This is a genomic window from Pseudomonas sp. PICF141, assembly GCF_002286815.1.
In the GTDB taxonomy this organism is placed as follows: domain Bacteria; phylum Pseudomonadota; class Gammaproteobacteria; order Pseudomonadales; family Pseudomonadaceae; genus Aquipseudomonas.
The window spans coordinates 18,914-34,505 of record NZ_MUNM01000010.1 but is presented as its reverse complement, the minus strand read 5'-3'; the positions used below and the strand labels follow the sequence as shown (position 1 = coordinate 34,505).

Here is a 15,592-nt window from a genome sequence, read left to right as displayed (position 1 = left end):
TCTTCGCGGGCAAGCCTCGCTCCTACAGGATCAATAAAAAAACCGCCGAAGTTGTGTGTGCCGGATCAGAAGTAGTACGGAAATTTCAGGCTGAAGGAAAAGTCTGGCGAATCCTCAGTCAGGCCGATGGCCAGGTTGGGAACGATCGTCAGGTTGTCCGTTGCGGCCAGGGTCATGCCGATGTTGAAGTTGGCCGAGTTGTAATCGCTGTTGGAAATCGATTGCCAGTCGCCATCGTCCGGCTTGATTTTGCTCTTGCTGGCGAACTGATCCGTGAACGAGAACGACATACTCATCTTCTCGTTCAAGGCGAAGGCAATACCGGCGCCGATCTGCCAGGAGTTGCCCAGTTTCACATCCCCGGGCACCTTGGAGTTGACCTGAGGGCTGATGTCGCTGAAAGAATCTTCCATGTTGTAGGTGTAGGCCAAACTGCCGAACAGTACGGCCGGGTCGAAGCTCTTGACCAGCGAGAGCCCCGGGGTGATCGACCAGACACCATTGCCGGTAGGCAATTCCTCGGGTACCGAGAGGTTATCGTTGTTCGGGTCGTTGACCAGCTTGATGCCGTAAGGGTCTTCACCGGTCGGCGCCTTGACGCGCAGTGTAAAGACCGCGTCGGGCAGATTGGCCGACTCATCGAGAAACTTGTAGGCAACGCCAACGTTGACATCGCCAATGGTCGGGTCGCGGGTCACGGTGGCGTCCGACGTCACCGGGCTTGCGCCACCGGCGCCACCGGAGGAATACGTCGATTGGCGATACACCACGGGGACGTTGATGTCGAACTGCCAACGTTGTGCCACGTTGTAGCGGGCGGTCAGGTCCAGGGTCCAGTTATCCGCCTTGATGCGGTCGAGGTTGATGTTACCCAGGAAAATGGAGTCCAGTGCCAGAAAGCCGTTGAGCACCAACGCACGGGTATCGTAGTGCGTGTACGTCAGGCCGGTTTCGATGCTGAACTTGCCGCCGCCGAAGAAGCCGCTGGCTTCGTCATACAAGTTGGAAACGCTTTGCGCAGGCTCTGAATCATCCTTGAGCGATTGGCCGTATGAACTGCCCGTGGTTCCAGGCGCACCGGCGGCCACTGTCTGACCACTCCCGGGCGTTTCTGCGGGAGATTTGGTCAAGCGTTTGGGGGCAGGCGTCGCAGGTGTTTCTTCGACTTGGCGAATGCGCTGTTCAAGAACCATCAGCGCGTTCTGTTGTGCTTCGTAACGCTGTTTCAGCTCCATGAGTTCTTTTTTTAGTGCTTCGACCTGGGGGTCCGGTGCTGCATACAGCAGGGGGACCGGGGCCAGGCTACTCAAACAAACGATAGCTCTGAACGTCAACGATCGGTGCATGGGTTAACCGTCCCTTTACTGACTACGTCTGGATGACACTGAGCGTAGATCAGAATCCTTGAGTGCGAAGACCTTTGAGTTGGTCCAGGTTGCCGTTCAGCGACCCGGTTGTCACGTTGTCACGCAGCACGACATTGAAGGATGTGAGGTTGTTGACCTGGTTGCCACCGCCGAGCAACGTCGTGTTCTGCATCAGCCCGCCTTCGGCCAGGCGTTGTTCGGTGCTGCCCTGATTGTTGTTGGCCACGATGTTGAGTTGCACACCCATCGCGGTCGAGGAAACGCTTAATGCGCCCGCGCCATTGGCACCGACCATCGTCGAGCCTGCGGCCAATGCCTGACCCTGTTGTTCCGTTGCTGGCGCTTGGCTAGCCTTTGTGACGTTGATCTGAACGTTGTTGTAGGCACTGTTATGGTCGCCGGCAGCACGCACGACTTGAGTGACGCCTTCGGTGCTGTTGAGGCCATTGCCACCCGTGACGATGCCGGTGCCTTGTGAACTCGTTGAGCCATTTCCCTTTTCATTGATCATCGACACATAGAACTGTGGCTTGATGGTCGATTGTTGAATGTGCATCGAGGACGTTGCCCCGATCACTTCACCGTTGGCATTTTGCCAAGTGCTGGTCATGACAATGCCGAAACTGATAATCCGCCCTGGCATGACATAGCGGCCGCGCAGGGTCGCCAATTCCTGATCTTTCAGCTCAATGGGTTTGAACGTCTGTGCCTGGGTCGGGAGGCTGGCGGCCAGGCAAGCCACGACCAGCCAGAGTGGAGTCTTCATGGGATGCTCCCGGAGCGTCGTGCTCCTTGTTATCAGAAGAAATCGCTTTGGATGAATCCGAAATCCATCAATTCTGCGTCTCGCACCGGGGTGAAGGTGTTGATGCGGTTCTTGGCGGTCAGTGGCATCGGTGGGTCGAGCAGCGCATTGGCTTTGTCGTAGCCCTGACCGATGACGGCAAAGATGATGCCGTTCCAGCCTTTTACAAAGTCATCGACTTTGTAGCGTTTATGACCGAGTACCGGATCTCCGATATAGACCCAGCCCCTGTGAACTCTTTGCATGACCACGAAGTGTTTGTAGCCACGGATATCCAGAAGCACGACAACCGGAATTCTGATGTCGCTCAACGTTTGCGGCGCTACCCGGTAGCCACGGGCCCGCATGCCGATACTTTCCACGTAACGCTTCATGTCGAGCATGGAGAAGCCCTGGACACGGACAAGATCCTGATCGGAATGTGCCAGCATGCCTTCGATGATCTGTTCTTCATCGACGTCCAGCCAATAGGCTTGGCGCAATATGGTTGCCAGCGCAGCTGCGCCGCAACTGAAGTCGGTTTTCTGTTGCACCAGGTCGGCAAACTTACGCTCGCGTATGCTCTGGATCGGCTTGTACACCACCGCGCCACCCGGCAGGACGGACAGCGGCATTTGTGCAGCTTCGCTCACACTGGCCACGCACAGCAAAAATGCCAAGGCAATAATGCGCATGGAAGGACGCCTTCTGGTTGTGTTTGAAACAGGCCCCCGTGAGGGGGCCTCCAGAGACAGCAATTAGAACGAGTTGTTGGAAATGGCCAACGAGTTGCTTTGTTGGTTGCCCACACCCGCAGCCACGTTGACGCCCAGGTTGCCGCTGCCACCATTCACCGAACCGTTCAGGCTTGCGGTGTTGGTCACAGGGTTTGCCCAGCCAGTTGGAGTCAGCACTTGATAGGAATAGGTGTTGCTCAAATCAAACGAACTGCTCTCGCTGTAGCTTTTCGATTTGTCGTACGAGGATTCGGACTCTCTACTGCCCGATTTTTCAAACGAGGAGGCGGACGATCTTTCCCACGATTTATCGAACGACCTTTCGAACGAGGAATCGCTCGACCTTTCACGCGACGCGTCGAAATTTGCATCGATCGATGCGTCAACCGATGCGTCGACAGTCCTGGTGCGGGTGCGATCGCCATTACCATTGTTCCAGGTAACAGTTCTGGTGGCATTCGCAGAGGCCTCCAAAGCAGCGCTCAGAGAAGCACTGGTGTTGGAGCTGCTGTCCGAGCTTCTGTAGCCGTTCACATCAACGCTTCTGGAACCACTCGCCTCGGAACTCCTGGAACCACTCACATCGAAGCTCGAAGAAGCGCTTTGGTTAACGCTCAAATCGGAAGACTTGTCGCGAGAGGCACTGCCGCTGGCCGTTGTGGTAAGGGTTATCGTATCCAGGCGGGTGGTCCGATCGGCGTAGTTATTCACTACCAGGCCAGGACCTTGTTGATCGGCAGAGGCGGTGGCGGTGGCATTACCGAGCGGAGCATTGGTGTTGGCAATGGCCATGGTGTTTTTCTGTTGGTTGAGATCGCCGCCAGCAATGTTGATCCCCATATTGCCGCTGCCGCCATTCCCCGATCCGTTCATCACGGCAGAGGCTGTACTACCGAAGTTGTTGACCCTGTTGTTGTTGCTGTATTGCGTGACGTCGGCGGTGGCTGTCGCCGTGCCGAACACGAAGCTGTTGTCCTGACTGGAGTTTGAGGCAGCATTGGCGATGGCGGACGCGTTGTCTTGCTGGTTGCCACTACCTGCCGCCACGTTGACGCCGACGTTGCCGCTGGCGCCTGTGGCAGAGCTGTTCATTTCAGCTTCGTTGACCGTCCCCTCATTACGGATGCGGTTGCCGGTACTGCTCTGGTTATCCCATGCTTCGGCCGTCGCATAGACAGGGATCTTTGTTGGAGGAGGGGGTTTATGACCATGGTGGTGGTGGTCGTCGTTGTCACGCTGCCCAGCTTGTACAGCAACAGCCATGACCGCAGCAATTGCGAAAACCAGAGGCTTGAGTGCCATCGAAGGTTTCATGGTGATTCTCCGTACTTATTTTAGGTTAAGTGTTGTGTCTACCTGTTTGGATCAATCCATGACCCGTACGCTCAGGGTGTTGGCCATTCGGTTTCCCACCCCGGAGCTCTGATTCAACTGGATCACCCCACGGCTACCGGTGAAGGCCTGGTCGCTGGTAGCGACCTGGCGATTGCCTGGTGCAGAGTCAGTTGGATCGGAGTCGTTGATCAGCGTCACGTTCTGCTGCATGAGGACGCTGTCGTCGATACTTTGCGGCTGTGAACTGATACTTATCCGCAGGGCATTGGCTTGCTGGTTGCTGGCGCCTGCGCTCTGGTTGACGCCCAGTACACCGTTGCCGTGGCTGAAGGAGTCGCCTTGAATGCTGGATCTTGCATCCATCCTGGGGTCGACCTGCGAACGCAGCCGTTGGCGAATCTGGGTGGTGGCGCTGGCGTTGTTGCCAATGGCGATGGCCCGGGCGTTGGCCTGTTGCTGCTGATCGCCCGCAGCCTGGTTGACCGAGAGGTTGCCCTGGTGCCGCATGCCCGAACCGTCGATTTCGGCGTTATTGATGACCGGAGACTGGGCAAAGGTCGATGCACTGCAAAACAGGGCCAACAGCAGCAGCGTACGGTTCATCTCAACGGTCTCCCGTGATGACTTTCAGGGCACCCAGGCCTTGCTGGACATTTGAATTGACCATGTTGGCAATACCGTTGCCCGAGTTTCCCGAACGTCCGGCTGGGAGGTTGGAAAGCTGGGCCTGGTTGGTGATATTGCCGCCCAGGTTGTTGTGGGTGCCTTGAGTGACCAGACGGGAAATACCGGCACCACTGGCGACATTGGCAAAGTCGCCGTCGCTCAACTCGTTCGTTTGTCTGAGGACTTGTCTGGATGGGTTGGCATTGGCGGTCGTGGGATCAGGGTCGGGCATCACCGGTGCACGGGTTGCCATGCGCGGCTGGACATCACGCTTGATGATAATGATGCCGTTGTCAGCCTGTACGGGCAGGCTGACACTTGAACCCAGCGCACATCCGATCAATAGCAGGCTGAAAATGCGGTTTTCCAATGTCCCCACGGCGGCAATTCCTTCTTTTGATGGGGCTGTTCCAATCAACGTTGCGAAGGAGAGAGCGAAAGCTGTGCCGGTTTTTGATTGTTGTTTTGATTCAAAGGGTTATCGATCAACGCTAGCGAATCGATGAAATGATGTTTCAGGTCTGAGACAACCGTTGGGAGGCAATAGTGATAAGAGATTGCAATAGCACTGGATCCAAGCTTTGTGCCAGATGTATCAACGCTCTAACACATCGCATGACAAGACGATGACTGGCGTTGAAACGGGTTGTTCGAGAGGGGGCGGTGTTTCAGAAACGGACGTATTTGAAAAATTACTGCAACAAATGCTTGAGGCGTGTGCCAGCCAGTCAAGTCAAGCGCAATCCCTGTGGGAGCGCCGAAATAGAGAGGTCAGCGCCCGAGCAGCAGCGTGACGGCTTGCAGTGCCTGTAACCGGCGTTCGGCCCAATCGCCCTGAAGCACTTGAACAGGTTGTCGATGCTGTTCCAGCCATGCTTGAGTCGCATTGAAAAAAGCCCGACGTTCCTCCAGCTCAGGCTGACACCGCTGACCGTCATCGCTCCAGCCGACCAGTTCGGGCGATAGCAGCAAGTGCAAGTCATAGTGACGAGCCAGCAGCGCTTGTTCGAGCCAGGCCGGGCAATCGCCAAACAGGGTTTCGCTCCAGAGCATATTGCTCAACAAATGAGTATCGAGGATCAGCAACGACGGCCTCATGGCGCGAGCGTCGTCTTCCCATTGCAGCTGACCGCGGGCGATTTCGGGGATATCGGCCGGGCAGGTGTCTCGCGCTTGCTGCTCAATGAACCAGCGCACGTATTCACCCACCAGAACTCCACCGAATTGCTGTTGCAGTTCGGCGGCCAGCCAGCTCTTGCCGCTGGATTCAGGCCCCGTCAGTACCAGAACTTTCATGTGCGCAACGCCGGGTCGGTGCGCCATGTCCGCCAGCCATGCACCGCCAGCAGTGCGAACGCCCCATAAAGACCCGCCGTCAGGTACAGCGCTTTGTAGATGAACAGGCCAACAAAAATGATGTCCAGCGCGATCCACAGCGGCCAGCATTGCAGACGTTTTTGCGCCATCCATAACTGCGCCACCAGGCTGAAACCGGTCAGTGCCGCATCGAGCCAGGGCTGCGCGGCATCGGTCCAGTGGGCCATCGCGGCGCCCAGCAGCAAACTGCCGACTGCGCCGACGGCCAGCCCGAGCGCAATGGATTTGCCATCGAGCAGGCTGACATGCCGCTTGCCATGAGTCGCGGTCCCCTGGGTCCACTGCCACCAACCGTAGATCTGCAAACCGGCGTAGATCACTTGCAGCAGCATGTCCGAATACAGCTTCACTTCGAAAAAGATCCAGCTATACAGCAGCACCATGACCAGCCCGATCGGCCAGCACCAAGGGTTCTGTTTGACCGTCAACCAGACGGCAATCACGCCGAGGGCGGCAGCAAACAGTTCAAGCCCGGACATGGAGGTTCCTTGGTGTCGTGAAAATGAGGGGGAGCGAATTGTACCCGGATTGTGGGGAATGGGGGACTTGCCCCCTGTAGGAGCGAGGCTTGCCCGCGAAGAACGATGACGCGAAGTATCTGAAAACCGCGGTGCGTTGTTCGCGGGCAAGCCTCGCTCCTACAAGGGAGGCAAGGCCGGGCGCACAGAAGAGTTACACCCGAAACTGCTTGAGCAACCCGTTCAACTGTTCGCTCAACTCCTTGAGATGAACGCTGGACACGCTCGACTGCTCAGCCGCCAGTGCCGTGCTGTGGGACAAGCCTGCGGCCTGGGTTACGTTCTGGTTGATGTCCTCCACCACGTGGGCCTGTTGCAATGTTGCGCTGGCAATCGACGCATTCAAGCCATTGAGATTGCGCAAGGCCTGGCCAATGGCATTCAGGCTGGCACCGGCCAGGCCGGCCTGTTCGATGGTCAGTTGCGAGGCACGGCTGCTGTCGCCAATCACCTTGACCGCCGCTTCGGAATGGCTTTGCAGGCGTTCGATCATCGACTGGATTTCCGCCGTCGATTTCTGAGTACGCTGGGCCAACAGGCGCACTTCATCGGCGACCACCGCAAACCCGCGTCCTTGCTCTCCGGCCCGGGCGGCTTCGATGGCGGCGTTGAGGGCCAGCAGGTTGGTTTGCTCGGCGATGGAGCGGATCACTTCCAGAACGCTGCCGATTTGCGTGCTTTCGGCGGCCAGCGTACGAATCACTTCGACGGCTTGATCGATGGTCGACGACAGCTGGTCGATCTGCTGCAAGCTGCCATCGATATTGACCTGGCCCTGTTGCGCCTGAGACTCGGCATTGCGCATTTCACTGGCTGCGTGTTCGGCGTTCTTGGCCACATCCTGCACGCCGTAGGTCACTTCGTTAATCGCGGTCGCCACCAGTTCCATCTGCTGCGACTGTTGCTGGCTGCGTTGCCGGGCTTGCGCGGCATCGTTGCCCAGTTCATTGGAAGACTGGCCCAGCGCACCGGCGGACACTTGCAGCTGACAGATCACCACACGCAGTTTGGCGGTAAAGGCGTTGAAGTGCCGGGCCAATTGCGTGACTTCGTCCTGGCCGTGGGTATCGAGGCTACGGGTCAGGTCGCTTTCACCGCTGGCGATATTGGCCATGGCGTTCACGGTTTCCTGAAGCGGACGCACGATGCTGCGGGCAATCATGATCACCAGCATGGCCATGATCAGGGCAATCACCAGCCCCACGAAAGAGGCCTTCCAGACTTGGCCATGAAATTCGGCCTGCATGTCATCAATGTACACGCCGGACCCGATCACCCAACCCCAGGGCTCGAACAGTTTCACGTAGGAGGTTTTTTCCACCGGTGCGCTGGCGCCCGGTTTTGGCCAACGATAGTCGACCATGCCGGCACCCTTGGCCTTGGCGATGGCGACCATCTCGTTGAACAGTGCGAAACCGTCGGGGTCGCGGATCGTCGAGAGATTCTGGCCATCAAGTTTGGGATTGGTCGGGTGCATGATCATGACGGGCGTCAGATCGTTGATCCAGAAATAGTCATTCTGGTCGTAGCGCAAACCGCGCACGGTATTCAGTGCCTGCTTTTGCGCGGCATCGCGGGTGAGCGTGCCGGCAGTTTCCAGGCCGTGGTAATAGGTGAGGATGCCACTGGCGGTCTGCACCACATGTTGAGTCTTTTGGGCCTTTGCCTGATAGAGGTCGTCGTGAATCTGCTTGAGCATCAACACGCCCAACGTCAATAGCATCACCACGGCCACGATCAAGATGAGCCACAGGCGTCGGCTGATCGACACATTGCGCAAGCTGTTCATAACGCGGTTACTCCGGTTTCTTGTTCTTGTCATAAACGATCGCCAGCATCCAGCCACACTTTGCCGACCGGGCCCATGCGACTCAGGTCCTATTACGCGGCAGCGTAAATGAGGCGTGTCTGATAGGATTTCGGCCCCGCACTGAAAAACCTGAGCCCAAGTCTTTTTTTCACGCCATTTTTACCGATTTGCGTGGAGCTTGTGCGCGCGGGGATTCAGCTACGGTTGAGCGCAGTTAACGTTTATAAATTATTGACGGAGCATGCCTGGGGGCATTGTTTCTTGGGGGATTGATGGATCTTTGGACGGCCTTTCAGGCATTGATTTTAGGCGTGGTAGAAGGGCTGACGGAGTTCTTGCCCATTTCCAGTACCGGGCACCAGATCATTGTGGCGGATTTGCTCGGTTTCGGCGGCGAGCGCGCCATGGCCTTCAACATCATCATTCAGCTCGGCGCGATCCTGGCGGTGGTCTGGCAGTTTCGCCGCAAGATCTTCGATGTGGTCATTGGCTTGCCGACGCAGCCCGGCGCTCGGCGTTTTACCGCGAACCTGTTAATCGCTTTCCTGCCGGCGGTGGTGTTGGGGGTGATTTTCGCCGATCTGATCCACGAGTACCTGTTCAACCCGATTACCGTGGCCAGCGCATTGGTCGTGGGCGGGGTTGTGATGTTGTGGGCCGAACGTCGCCAGCATGAAGTGCATGCTGAAAGCGTCGATGACATAACCTGGAAAGACGCGCTCAAAGTCGGCTTCGCCCAGTGCCTGGCGATGATTCCCGGAACCTCGCGTTCCGGCTCGACGATCATCGGTGGTTTGCTGTTCGGGTTGTCGCGCAAAACGGCCACCGAGTTCTCGTTCTTCCTGGCCATGCCAACGATGGTCGGCGCGGCGGTGTACTCGGGTTACAAATACCGCGACCTGTTTGTGCCGGCTGATTTTCCGGTATTCGCCATCGGGTTCGTCACGGCCTTTATCTGCGCGATGATTGCTGTCCGGGGGCTGCTGATCTTCATTGCCAGCCACAGTTACGCGACATTCGCCTGGTATCGCATTGCGTTCGGCCTGCTGATCCTGGCCACTTGGCAATTCGGTTGGGTCGACTGGACCGCGGTCAAGCCATGAGCGATTCCAATGCGCGCAACAATAACCGCGGGCGCAAGCCCGCAGGCGCCGTTCAGCACCTGCGGCTGAAACTGCTGGTGTTCGTTGTGCTGTGTGCAGTGCCGTTGTTTGGCGCGGTGTCGATGTGGCTGCGCGGGGTGTCGGTGATTCCCCTGGTGGCCTACGGCTTGGTCAGCGTGCTGGCGTTTTTCCTGTACTGGAGCGACAAGCGCAAGGCCCGCGTCGACCATTGGCGCACGCCGGAGAACGTCTTGCACGCGGTGGAGCTGGCGGGTGGTTGGCCGGGCGCTTTGCTGGCCCAGCAAGCGTTTCGGCACAAGACCCGCAAAATCTCGTTTCAGGTGGTGTTCTGGCTCATCGTGCTGATGCATCAAGTGTTCTGGATCGATCAGTTGTTTCTGGGCGCTAACCTGTTTGCGTTGCCTTAAAGCGTTTTAAAGCAGCAAGCCGACCTGCGTGCGCTTGGGCAACTTGCTCACCACCAATTGGTGGGAGCGTTGCAGCAAGCCTTGCAGTTCTTCGGTGCCCAGCGGGTAGGGCGTTTCCATGATGATCCACTGGGCCCGGGCCAGATACGGCGCCGGGTGAATGCCCGGCCGGTCGCAATGGCCAAGGAACAGGTCCTTGTCGACCTTGAAAGCCAGGGACTGCCCCCGCAGGTTCTGCAAGGCAAACATCTTGTTCCCGGCAATCGAAAACACCCGCACGCCACCCCACTTGTAATCTTCCCGCGCACCGGGCAACGCCAGGCAGTATTGCGCGACATCCTCTTCGCTCATTCGTCCCGCTTTCATAACAGTCTGTCCCCGCAAACATTGAATGATTCGATCAAATGGTCAATCCATGCACGCACCGCCGGCATCACCCCGCGTCGATGAGGGTAGACGGCTTGCAGCCAGCCGCCCGGCAATGACCAGTCGGGCAATAGTTGCACCAGCGAACCGTTTTCCAGCTCTTGCTCGCAATACATCATTGGCAGCAGAGTAAAGCCCTGGCCGCTGAGGGTGCAGGCTTTGCGCACGATGAAATCTTCGCAGCCCAAACGTGCCTCGAGGTTCAGGTCGTAGCTTTTGCCCTGTTGATCAAGCATGCGTATGTGCACCATGCGATCGGCCTCCAGAGCGCCGAGCACGGGCAGGTTTTTCAGGTCTTCGGGATGATTGATTTCATGGCCGAGCAAAAATGCCGGGCTGGCAACCATCACCATTTGAGCCTGACGCAGGCGACGGGTCACCAGCAATGGATCTTCATCACCCAGATCCCGCACTCTCAAGGCAACGTCGACGCCCTCGTTGATCAGGTCAACCCGACGGTTGAGCAGCATGACTTCCAGTTGAACCTGGGGAAATTTCTCCAGGAAGTGACTGATGACTTCAGGCAGCATTTCGTGGGCCAACCCTACGGGGCAGGACACTCGCAAGCGCCCCCGGGGTTCGCTGGACATGCTGGCCACCGCTTCGTCGGCCATTTCGGCTTCCAGCAGCATCGCCTGACAATGGCGCAAGTAACGCTCGCCCACGGCGGTGAGGTTGAGTTGGCGGGTGGTGCGTTGCAGCAGGCGTGCGCCCAGGCGTTCTTCCAGCTCAGCGATGCGCCGCGACAATCGCGACTTGGGAATCCCCAGCAAACGCCCCGCTGCAGCAAAGCCACCGGCTTCGACCACCTTGGCGAAATAGTAGAGGTCGTTGAGATCTTGCATCGATTGAATACTCGACTGTTCTATCAATGGGACGAACTATCGCATTAATACCGACTAATCACCCATTGGTTTCGTCGATAGGATTGTCTCCATCAGATCGCCCGGTGGCGATCCTTACTTTGGAGATCCCACATGAAATTACTGCATATCGATTCGAGCATTCTGGGTGACAACTCGGCTTCCCGTCAGTTGAGCGGCGAAGTCGTCAAAACCTGGCAAGCTGCCGAGCCTGGCGTTGTGGTGACTTACCGCGACCTGGCCGCTGATGCCATCAGCCATTTCTCCGCCAGTACCCTGGTCGCCGCCGGCACTGCCGCAGAGCTGCGCAACGCCGCGCAACAGCATGAAGCCGATCTGAGCGCGCAGGCCCTGGCTGAATTCATCGCCGCCGATGCCGTGGTGATTGCCGCGCCGATGTACAACTTCACCATTCCGACCCAACTCAAGGCCTGGATCGACCGCATCGCCGTGGCCGGTCAGACTTTCCGCTACACCGAAGCCGGCCCTGAAGGTTTGTGCGGCGGCAAGAAAGTCGTGATCGTTTCCACCTCTGGTGGTCTGCATGTCGGTCAGGCTACCGGTGTTGCGCACGAAGATTATCTGAAAGTGCTGTTCGGCTTCCTGGGCATCACCGACATCGAGTTCGTACGCGCCCATGGCCTGGCCTACGGTGATGAAGTGCGCACCAAAGCCATGAGCGACGCTCAGGCACACATCAGCGAGCAACTGTTCGCTGCTGCGTAAGGTTTGCGCAAAGTCGTAAACAGCCTCGGGCAATACCGCTGAAACTCTGTATTCTGGTCATCGTGATGGCCAGGTACGGAGTTTTTTGTTTCTGGCGTTATCGTGGGAGCGAGCTTGCTCGCGATGGTCTCAGCACCAAGATCCTTTGGACCTGAAATGCAAAAGCCCCGTCACCAGGACAGGGCTTTTCCATTGAAGCTTGCAGGCGTCTTACATCAAAACACCCTGACTACGCAGGTAGTCATCATAGGTGCCGCTGAAGTCGGTCACGCCATCGGCGCTCAACTCGATGATGCGGGTGGCCAGGGACGATACGAACTCACGGTCGTGGCTGACGAAGATCAACGTGCCCGGGTAGTTCTCCAGCGCCAGGTTCAGCGCCTCGATGGATTCCATGTCCAAGTGGTTGGTCGGTTCGTCCATCACCAGCACGTTCGGCTTTTGCAGGATCAGCTTGCCGAACAGCATGCGACCTTGCTCCCCGCCGGAGATGACCTTGACCGACTTGAGGATCTCGTCGTTGGAGAACAGCATCCGGCCAAGGGTGCCGCGAACCAGTTGCTCACCGCCCTGGGTCCACTGACCCATCCAGTCGAACAGGTTGCAGTCGTCTTCGAAGTCATGGGCGTGGTCCTGGGCGTAGTAGCCCAGTTCCGCGGCGTCGGTCCACTTCACGGTACCGGCATCCGGAGTCAATTCGTTGACCAGGGTGCGCAGCAGGGTGGTTTTGCCGATACCGTTCGGGCCGATGATCGCCACGCGCTCGCCGGCTTCAACCTGGAAGCTGAAGTCCTTGAACAGCGGCTTGCCGTCAAAGCCTTTGGCCATACCCTCGACGATGACCGCCTGACGGTGCAGCTTCTTGGTTTGTTCGAAACGGATGAACGGGCTCACACGGCTCGACGGCTTGACTTCGGCCAGCTGGATCTTGTCGATCGCCTTGGCGCGAGAGGTCGCTTGCTTGGCTTTCGAGGCGTTGGCCGAGAAGCGGCTGACGAACGATTGCAGCTCGGAAATCTGCGCCTTCTTCTTGGCGTTGTCCGACAGCAGTTGCTCGCGGGACTGGGTCGCGACCGTCATGTATTCGTCGTAGTTGCCCGGGAACAGGCGCAGTTCGCCGTAGTCCAGGTCAGCCATGTGGGTGCACACGCTGTTCAGGAAGTGACGGTCGTGGGAGATGATGATCATCAGGCTGGAGCGCTGGGTCAGGATGTTTTCCAGCCAGCGGATGGTATTGATGTCCAGGTGGTTGGTCGGTTCGTCGAGCAACAGCACTTCAGGATCGGAGAACAGCGCCTGCGCCAGCAATACGCGCAGTTTCCAGCCAGGGGACACTTCGCTCATCGGGCCGAAATGCTGCTCGATGCCGATACCCAGGCCCAGCAGCAATTCACCGGCGCGGGATTCGGCGGTGTAGCCGTCCATTTCGGCGAATTCGGTTTCCAGCTCGGCCACGGCCATGCCGTCTTCTTCGGTCATTTCCGGCAGCGAGTAGATGCGGTCGCGTTCGGCCTTGACCTTCCACAGCTCTTCGTGACCCATGATCACCGTATCGATCACGGTAAATTCTTCGTAGGCGAATTGATCCTGGCGCAGTTTACCCAGACGCACGTTCGGCTCGAGCATGACCTGGCCGCCGGACGGCTCGAGGTCGCCACCGAGGATTTTCATGAAGGTCGACTTGCCGCAACCGTTGGCGCCGATCAGGCCGTAGCGGTTGCCAGCGCCGAATTTGACCGAAACGTTTTCGAATAGCGGCTTGGCGCCGAACTGCATCGTGATGTTAGCTGTGGAGATCAATTACCTTACCTATCAATGGGTTAGAGCTGGTCGTTTTTGCTTGATACCGATTTTGATACCAATCTGGAGCTTTTCCAGCTCCCCCAGTCTGAGCTTGAGTTGAGCCAACGCGCATACGTCGTCAGCAACCTTTGGACGCTGTGGCCAAGTTGCTGAGCGATGAATGCGGGTTCATGTTGGACATTAAGCACATTGTCGCATAAGTATGACGGCAGTTGTACGGCAGCCGATAAGGGCTCCCTTAATGTCGCCTGATACCTTGAAGGCTCAAAGCGATCCCGGCTTGAGTGGGTACTCGATAACCACATAAACCCGATCGATGTCATCGCCGGCCTGAGCGCTGTTTGCTCGATGCGTCACATGGGACAGTTGCACGGACAAGTCCTTGACCGGGCCTGACGGTACGATGTAGCGCAGGTCTATATCGCGTTCCCAATGCCGGCCGCCATCTCCTTGTTGGGGCTGGTAATCGCCAGTGGACGAGTCGAACGGGTGATAGGCACCGCCCTTGGGGGCGCGGGTGCCGTCGATACCACGCCCGGTCACGTAGCGGGTCATGAACTTCAAGCCGGGCAGGCCGAAAGTGCCGAGGTCGAAGTCGTAGCGCACCTGCCAGGAATGTTCATGGGGGCCGTTGAAATCAGCGTACTTGATCGAGTTGGCCAGGTAGATGGAATCACCGCCGACGAAGTCGAAGGGGGTGTCGCCGTTGATTTTCTGATAGGCGAGGGTGAAGGCTTGGCCTGCGGTGGTGTATTTGCCCGACAGGCTGTAGGCCGTGTTATCGATTGCCCCTGCCACAGCCTCGCCATCGTCCTGAGTGCGGTAAAGATTGCCGTCGAGGAAAAAACCGGACTGTTTCAGGTGCAGGTTGGCGTAGTACTGACGCCAGGTGTCGCTCAGCGCCGAGGCATAAAAGGCGCCGCCCACGGGGCGATCTTCGAACAGGTTGGCCCCGATAAAATCGATGCCTCCCGTAGCGGTGCTCACGCCGTAGCCGGAAAAGTCGCCCTTGCTGGTGGACGCATCCATATTCTTGAACGCAGTGAAGTGACCGGCCACCAGATGCACGTCATCGATTTCACGGTTGTCGATCAACAAGCCCGTGGCGTATTCCGGTTGCAGGCGTTTGTCCGCCGTATCGAACACCGGAGTTTCCACCGTCATTTCACCGAACGCCAGGAGGGTGCGAGAGGCTCGCAACTTCAAGGCTCCACCACCACTGGAGTAGTTGTGTTCACTGCGCCCGTCATGATCCAGAGGCAACAATCCCGTTCCGGAATGCCCCTTGCCGCCGTCCAGTTTCAAGCCGAGAAATCCATGGGCGTCGATACCCATCCCAATCATGCCGGGAGTGAACCCGGATTCAAACGATACGATGAAACCCTGAGCCCATTCCTGTTTGTAACTCTTGTCTGCCGGCGAGGGCGATCGGTAGTCATTGTTGAGGTAAAAGTTTCGGCTGAGCACCTCAAGCGTCGACCCTGCCAGCAAACCTTGTGCGGTGGGTACAGGCTCGGCGGCGATCGCGGTTGCGGCTGTGCCCGTGAGCAACATGACCCACCAGAAGGGCGCCCGGGGGCCGGTCGCGTTGAGGTCTTTGGATGCATACATCAGCACTGCACACGAACCTTTATAGGCAGGCGGGAGTG

16 protein-coding genes and 1 pseudogene are annotated in these 15,592 nt (G+C 57.8%); 3 read left to right on the top strand and 14 right to left on the bottom strand.

Annotation, left to right across the window (positions count from 1 at the left end; genetic code table 11):
• Nucleotides 1–65: 65 nt before the first annotated feature.
• The 9 genes from BZL43_RS00550 to BZL43_RS00510 all read right to left on the bottom strand — a co-directional run bounded on the left by BZL43_RS00550 (nucleotide 66) and on the right by BZL43_RS00510 (nucleotide 8,573).
• Entirely contained in the window at nucleotides 66–1,346 is a 1,281-nt protein-coding gene (locus tag BZL43_RS00550; protein WP_095630525.1) for a hypothetical protein, read from the bottom strand.
• Nucleotides 1,347–1,395: 49 nt separating this feature from the next.
• On the bottom strand, nucleotides 1,396–2,133 hold the full coding sequence (locus BZL43_RS00545; RefSeq protein WP_095630524.1) for a hypothetical protein: 738 nt from the start codon (nucleotides 2,131–2,133) through the stop codon (nucleotides 1,396–1,398).
• 32 nt (nucleotides 2,134–2,165) lie between these two features.
• The gene (locus BZL43_RS00540) at nucleotides 2,166–2,846 is read right to left on the bottom strand and encodes a C39 family peptidase (protein ID WP_095630523.1); all 681 of its coding nucleotides are present in this window, start codon (nucleotides 2,844–2,846) and stop codon (nucleotides 2,166–2,168) included.
• Nucleotides 2,847–2,909: 63 nt separating this feature from the next.
• Complete coding sequence (locus tag BZL43_RS00535; protein WP_095630522.1) at nucleotides 2,910–4,202, bottom strand: heme utilization protein; 1,293 nt, start codon at nucleotides 4,200–4,202, stop codon at nucleotides 2,910–2,912.
• Between the two features lie 51 nt (nucleotides 4,203–4,253).
• Nucleotides 4,254–4,826, bottom strand: coding sequence for an adhesin (locus BZL43_RS00530; RefSeq protein WP_095630521.1), 573 nt, complete (start codon nucleotides 4,824–4,826; stop codon nucleotides 4,254–4,256).
• Nucleotide 4,827: 1 nt separating this feature from the next.
• Complete coding sequence (locus tag BZL43_RS00525; RefSeq protein WP_095630520.1) at nucleotides 4,828–5,268, bottom strand: hypothetical protein; 441 nt, start codon at nucleotides 5,266–5,268, stop codon at nucleotides 4,828–4,830.
• 392 nt (nucleotides 5,269–5,660) lie between these two features.
• The gene (locus tag BZL43_RS00520; protein ID WP_095630519.1) at nucleotides 5,661–6,185 is read right to left on the bottom strand and encodes an AAA family ATPase; all 525 of its coding nucleotides are present in this window, start codon (nucleotides 6,183–6,185) and stop codon (nucleotides 5,661–5,663) included.
• On the bottom strand, nucleotides 6,182–6,745 hold the full coding sequence (gene pnuC, locus BZL43_RS00515; protein ID WP_095630518.1) for a nicotinamide riboside transporter PnuC: 564 nt from the start codon (nucleotides 6,743–6,745) through the stop codon (nucleotides 6,182–6,184). Before pnuC ends, BZL43_RS00520 begins: the two co-directional genes overlap by 4 nt.
• A 193-nt stretch (nucleotides 6,746–6,938) precedes the next feature.
• Nucleotides 6,939–8,573, bottom strand: coding sequence for a methyl-accepting chemotaxis protein (locus BZL43_RS00510; RefSeq protein ID WP_095630517.1), 1,635 nt, complete (start codon nucleotides 8,571–8,573; stop codon nucleotides 6,939–6,941).
• 293 nt (nucleotides 8,574–8,866) lie between these two features.
• On the opposite strand from BZL43_RS00510, the gene BZL43_RS00505 reads away from it, so the two are divergent.
• Together BZL43_RS00505 and BZL43_RS00500 are read left to right on the top strand one after the other, a co-directional pair.
• The gene (locus tag BZL43_RS00505; RefSeq protein ID WP_095630516.1) at nucleotides 8,867–9,697 is read left to right on the top strand and encodes an undecaprenyl-diphosphate phosphatase; all 831 of its coding nucleotides are present in this window, start codon (nucleotides 8,867–8,869) and stop codon (nucleotides 9,695–9,697) included.
• Entirely contained in the window at nucleotides 9,694–10,125 is a 432-nt protein-coding gene (locus tag BZL43_RS00500; RefSeq protein WP_095630515.1) for a DUF1294 domain-containing protein, read from the top strand. Before BZL43_RS00505 ends, BZL43_RS00500 begins: the two co-directional genes overlap by 4 nt.
• A gap of 6 nt (nucleotides 10,126–10,131) precedes the next feature.
• On the opposite strand, the gene BZL43_RS00495 is transcribed toward BZL43_RS00500, so the two are convergent.
• Nucleotides 10,132–10,491 (bottom strand): MmcQ/YjbR family DNA-binding protein, encoded by a 360-nt coding sequence (locus BZL43_RS00495; RefSeq protein WP_095630514.1) that lies wholly within the window; start codon nucleotides 10,489–10,491, stop codon nucleotides 10,132–10,134.
• Nucleotides 10,488–11,396, bottom strand: coding sequence for a LysR substrate-binding domain-containing protein (locus tag BZL43_RS00490; RefSeq protein ID WP_095630513.1), 909 nt, complete (start codon nucleotides 11,394–11,396; stop codon nucleotides 10,488–10,490). The genes BZL43_RS00495 and BZL43_RS00490 overlap by 4 nt, the downstream gene beginning before the upstream one ends.
• Before the next feature lie 132 nt (nucleotides 11,397–11,528).
• On the opposite strand from BZL43_RS00490, the gene BZL43_RS00485 reads away from it, so the two are divergent.
• Nucleotides 11,529–12,140: an FMN-dependent NADH-azoreductase gene (locus tag BZL43_RS00485; protein ID WP_095630512.1), complete on the top strand. Its 612-nt coding sequence runs from the start codon at nucleotides 11,529–11,531 to the stop codon at nucleotides 12,138–12,140.
• A 210-nt stretch (nucleotides 12,141–12,350) separates the two neighbouring features.
• Here the strand turns inward: BZL43_RS00485 and BZL43_RS00480 are convergent, their stop codons facing one another.
• The 3 genes and pseudogenes from BZL43_RS00480 to BZL43_RS00470 form a co-directional block, all read right to left on the bottom strand.
• Nucleotides 12,351–13,940: an ABC-F family ATPase gene (locus BZL43_RS00480; RefSeq protein ID WP_095630511.1), complete on the bottom strand. Its 1,590-nt coding sequence runs from the start codon at nucleotides 13,938–13,940 to the stop codon at nucleotides 12,351–12,353.
• 12 nt (nucleotides 13,941–13,952) lie between these two features.
• Nucleotides 13,953–14,169: pseudogene (locus tag BZL43_RS28425) on the bottom strand (site-specific integrase); the annotation flags it as partial.
• A gap of 38 nt (nucleotides 14,170–14,207) precedes the next feature.
• Entirely contained in the window at nucleotides 14,208–15,554 is a 1,347-nt protein-coding gene (locus BZL43_RS00470; protein ID WP_095630528.1) for an OprD family porin, read from the bottom strand.
• Nucleotides 15,555–15,592 lie beyond the last annotated feature (38 nt).

Bases quoted from the DNA above. Each gene is read 5' to 3' on its own strand.
- BZL43_RS00550 (WP_095630525.1), bottom strand. From the start codon at position 1,346: ATGCACCGATCGTTGACGTTCAGAGCTATCGTTTGTTTGAGTAGCCTG.
- BZL43_RS00545 (WP_095630524.1), bottom strand. From the start codon at position 2,133: ATGAAGACTCCACTCTGGCTGGTCGTGGCTTGCCTGGCCGCCAGCCTC.
- BZL43_RS00540 (WP_095630523.1), bottom strand. From the start codon at position 2,846: ATGCGCATTATTGCCTTGGCATTTTTGCTGTGCGTGGCCAGTGTGAGC.
- BZL43_RS00535 (WP_095630522.1), bottom strand. From the start codon at position 4,202: ATGAAACCTTCGATGGCACTCAAGCCTCTGGTTTTCGCAATTGCTGCG.
- BZL43_RS00530 (WP_095630521.1), bottom strand. From the start codon at position 4,826: ATGAACCGTACGCTGCTGCTGTTGGCCCTGTTTTGCAGTGCATCGACC.
- BZL43_RS00520 (WP_095630519.1), bottom strand. From the start codon at position 6,185: ATGAAAGTTCTGGTACTGACGGGGCCTGAATCCAGCGGCAAGAGCTGG.
- pnuC (WP_095630518.1), bottom strand. From the start codon at position 6,745: ATGTCCGGGCTTGAACTGTTTGCTGCCGCCCTCGGCGTGATTGCCGTC.
- BZL43_RS00510 (WP_095630517.1), bottom strand. From the start codon at position 8,573: ATGAACAGCTTGCGCAATGTGTCGATCAGCCGACGCCTGTGGCTCATC.
- BZL43_RS00505 (WP_095630516.1), top strand. From the start codon at position 8,867: ATGGATCTTTGGACGGCCTTTCAGGCATTGATTTTAGGCGTGGTAGAA.
- BZL43_RS00500 (WP_095630515.1), top strand. From the start codon at position 9,694: ATGAGCGATTCCAATGCGCGCAACAATAACCGCGGGCGCAAGCCCGCA.
- BZL43_RS00495 (WP_095630514.1), bottom strand. From the start codon at position 10,491: ATGAAAGCGGGACGAATGAGCGAAGAGGATGTCGCGCAATACTGCCTG.
- BZL43_RS00490 (WP_095630513.1), bottom strand. From the start codon at position 11,396: ATGCAAGATCTCAACGACCTCTACTATTTCGCCAAGGTGGTCGAAGCC.
- BZL43_RS00485 (WP_095630512.1), top strand. From the start codon at position 11,529: ATGAAATTACTGCATATCGATTCGAGCATTCTGGGTGACAACTCGGCT.
- BZL43_RS00470 (WP_095630528.1), bottom strand. From the start codon at position 15,554: ATGTATGCATCCAAAGACCTCAACGCGACCGGCCCCCGGGCGCCCTTC.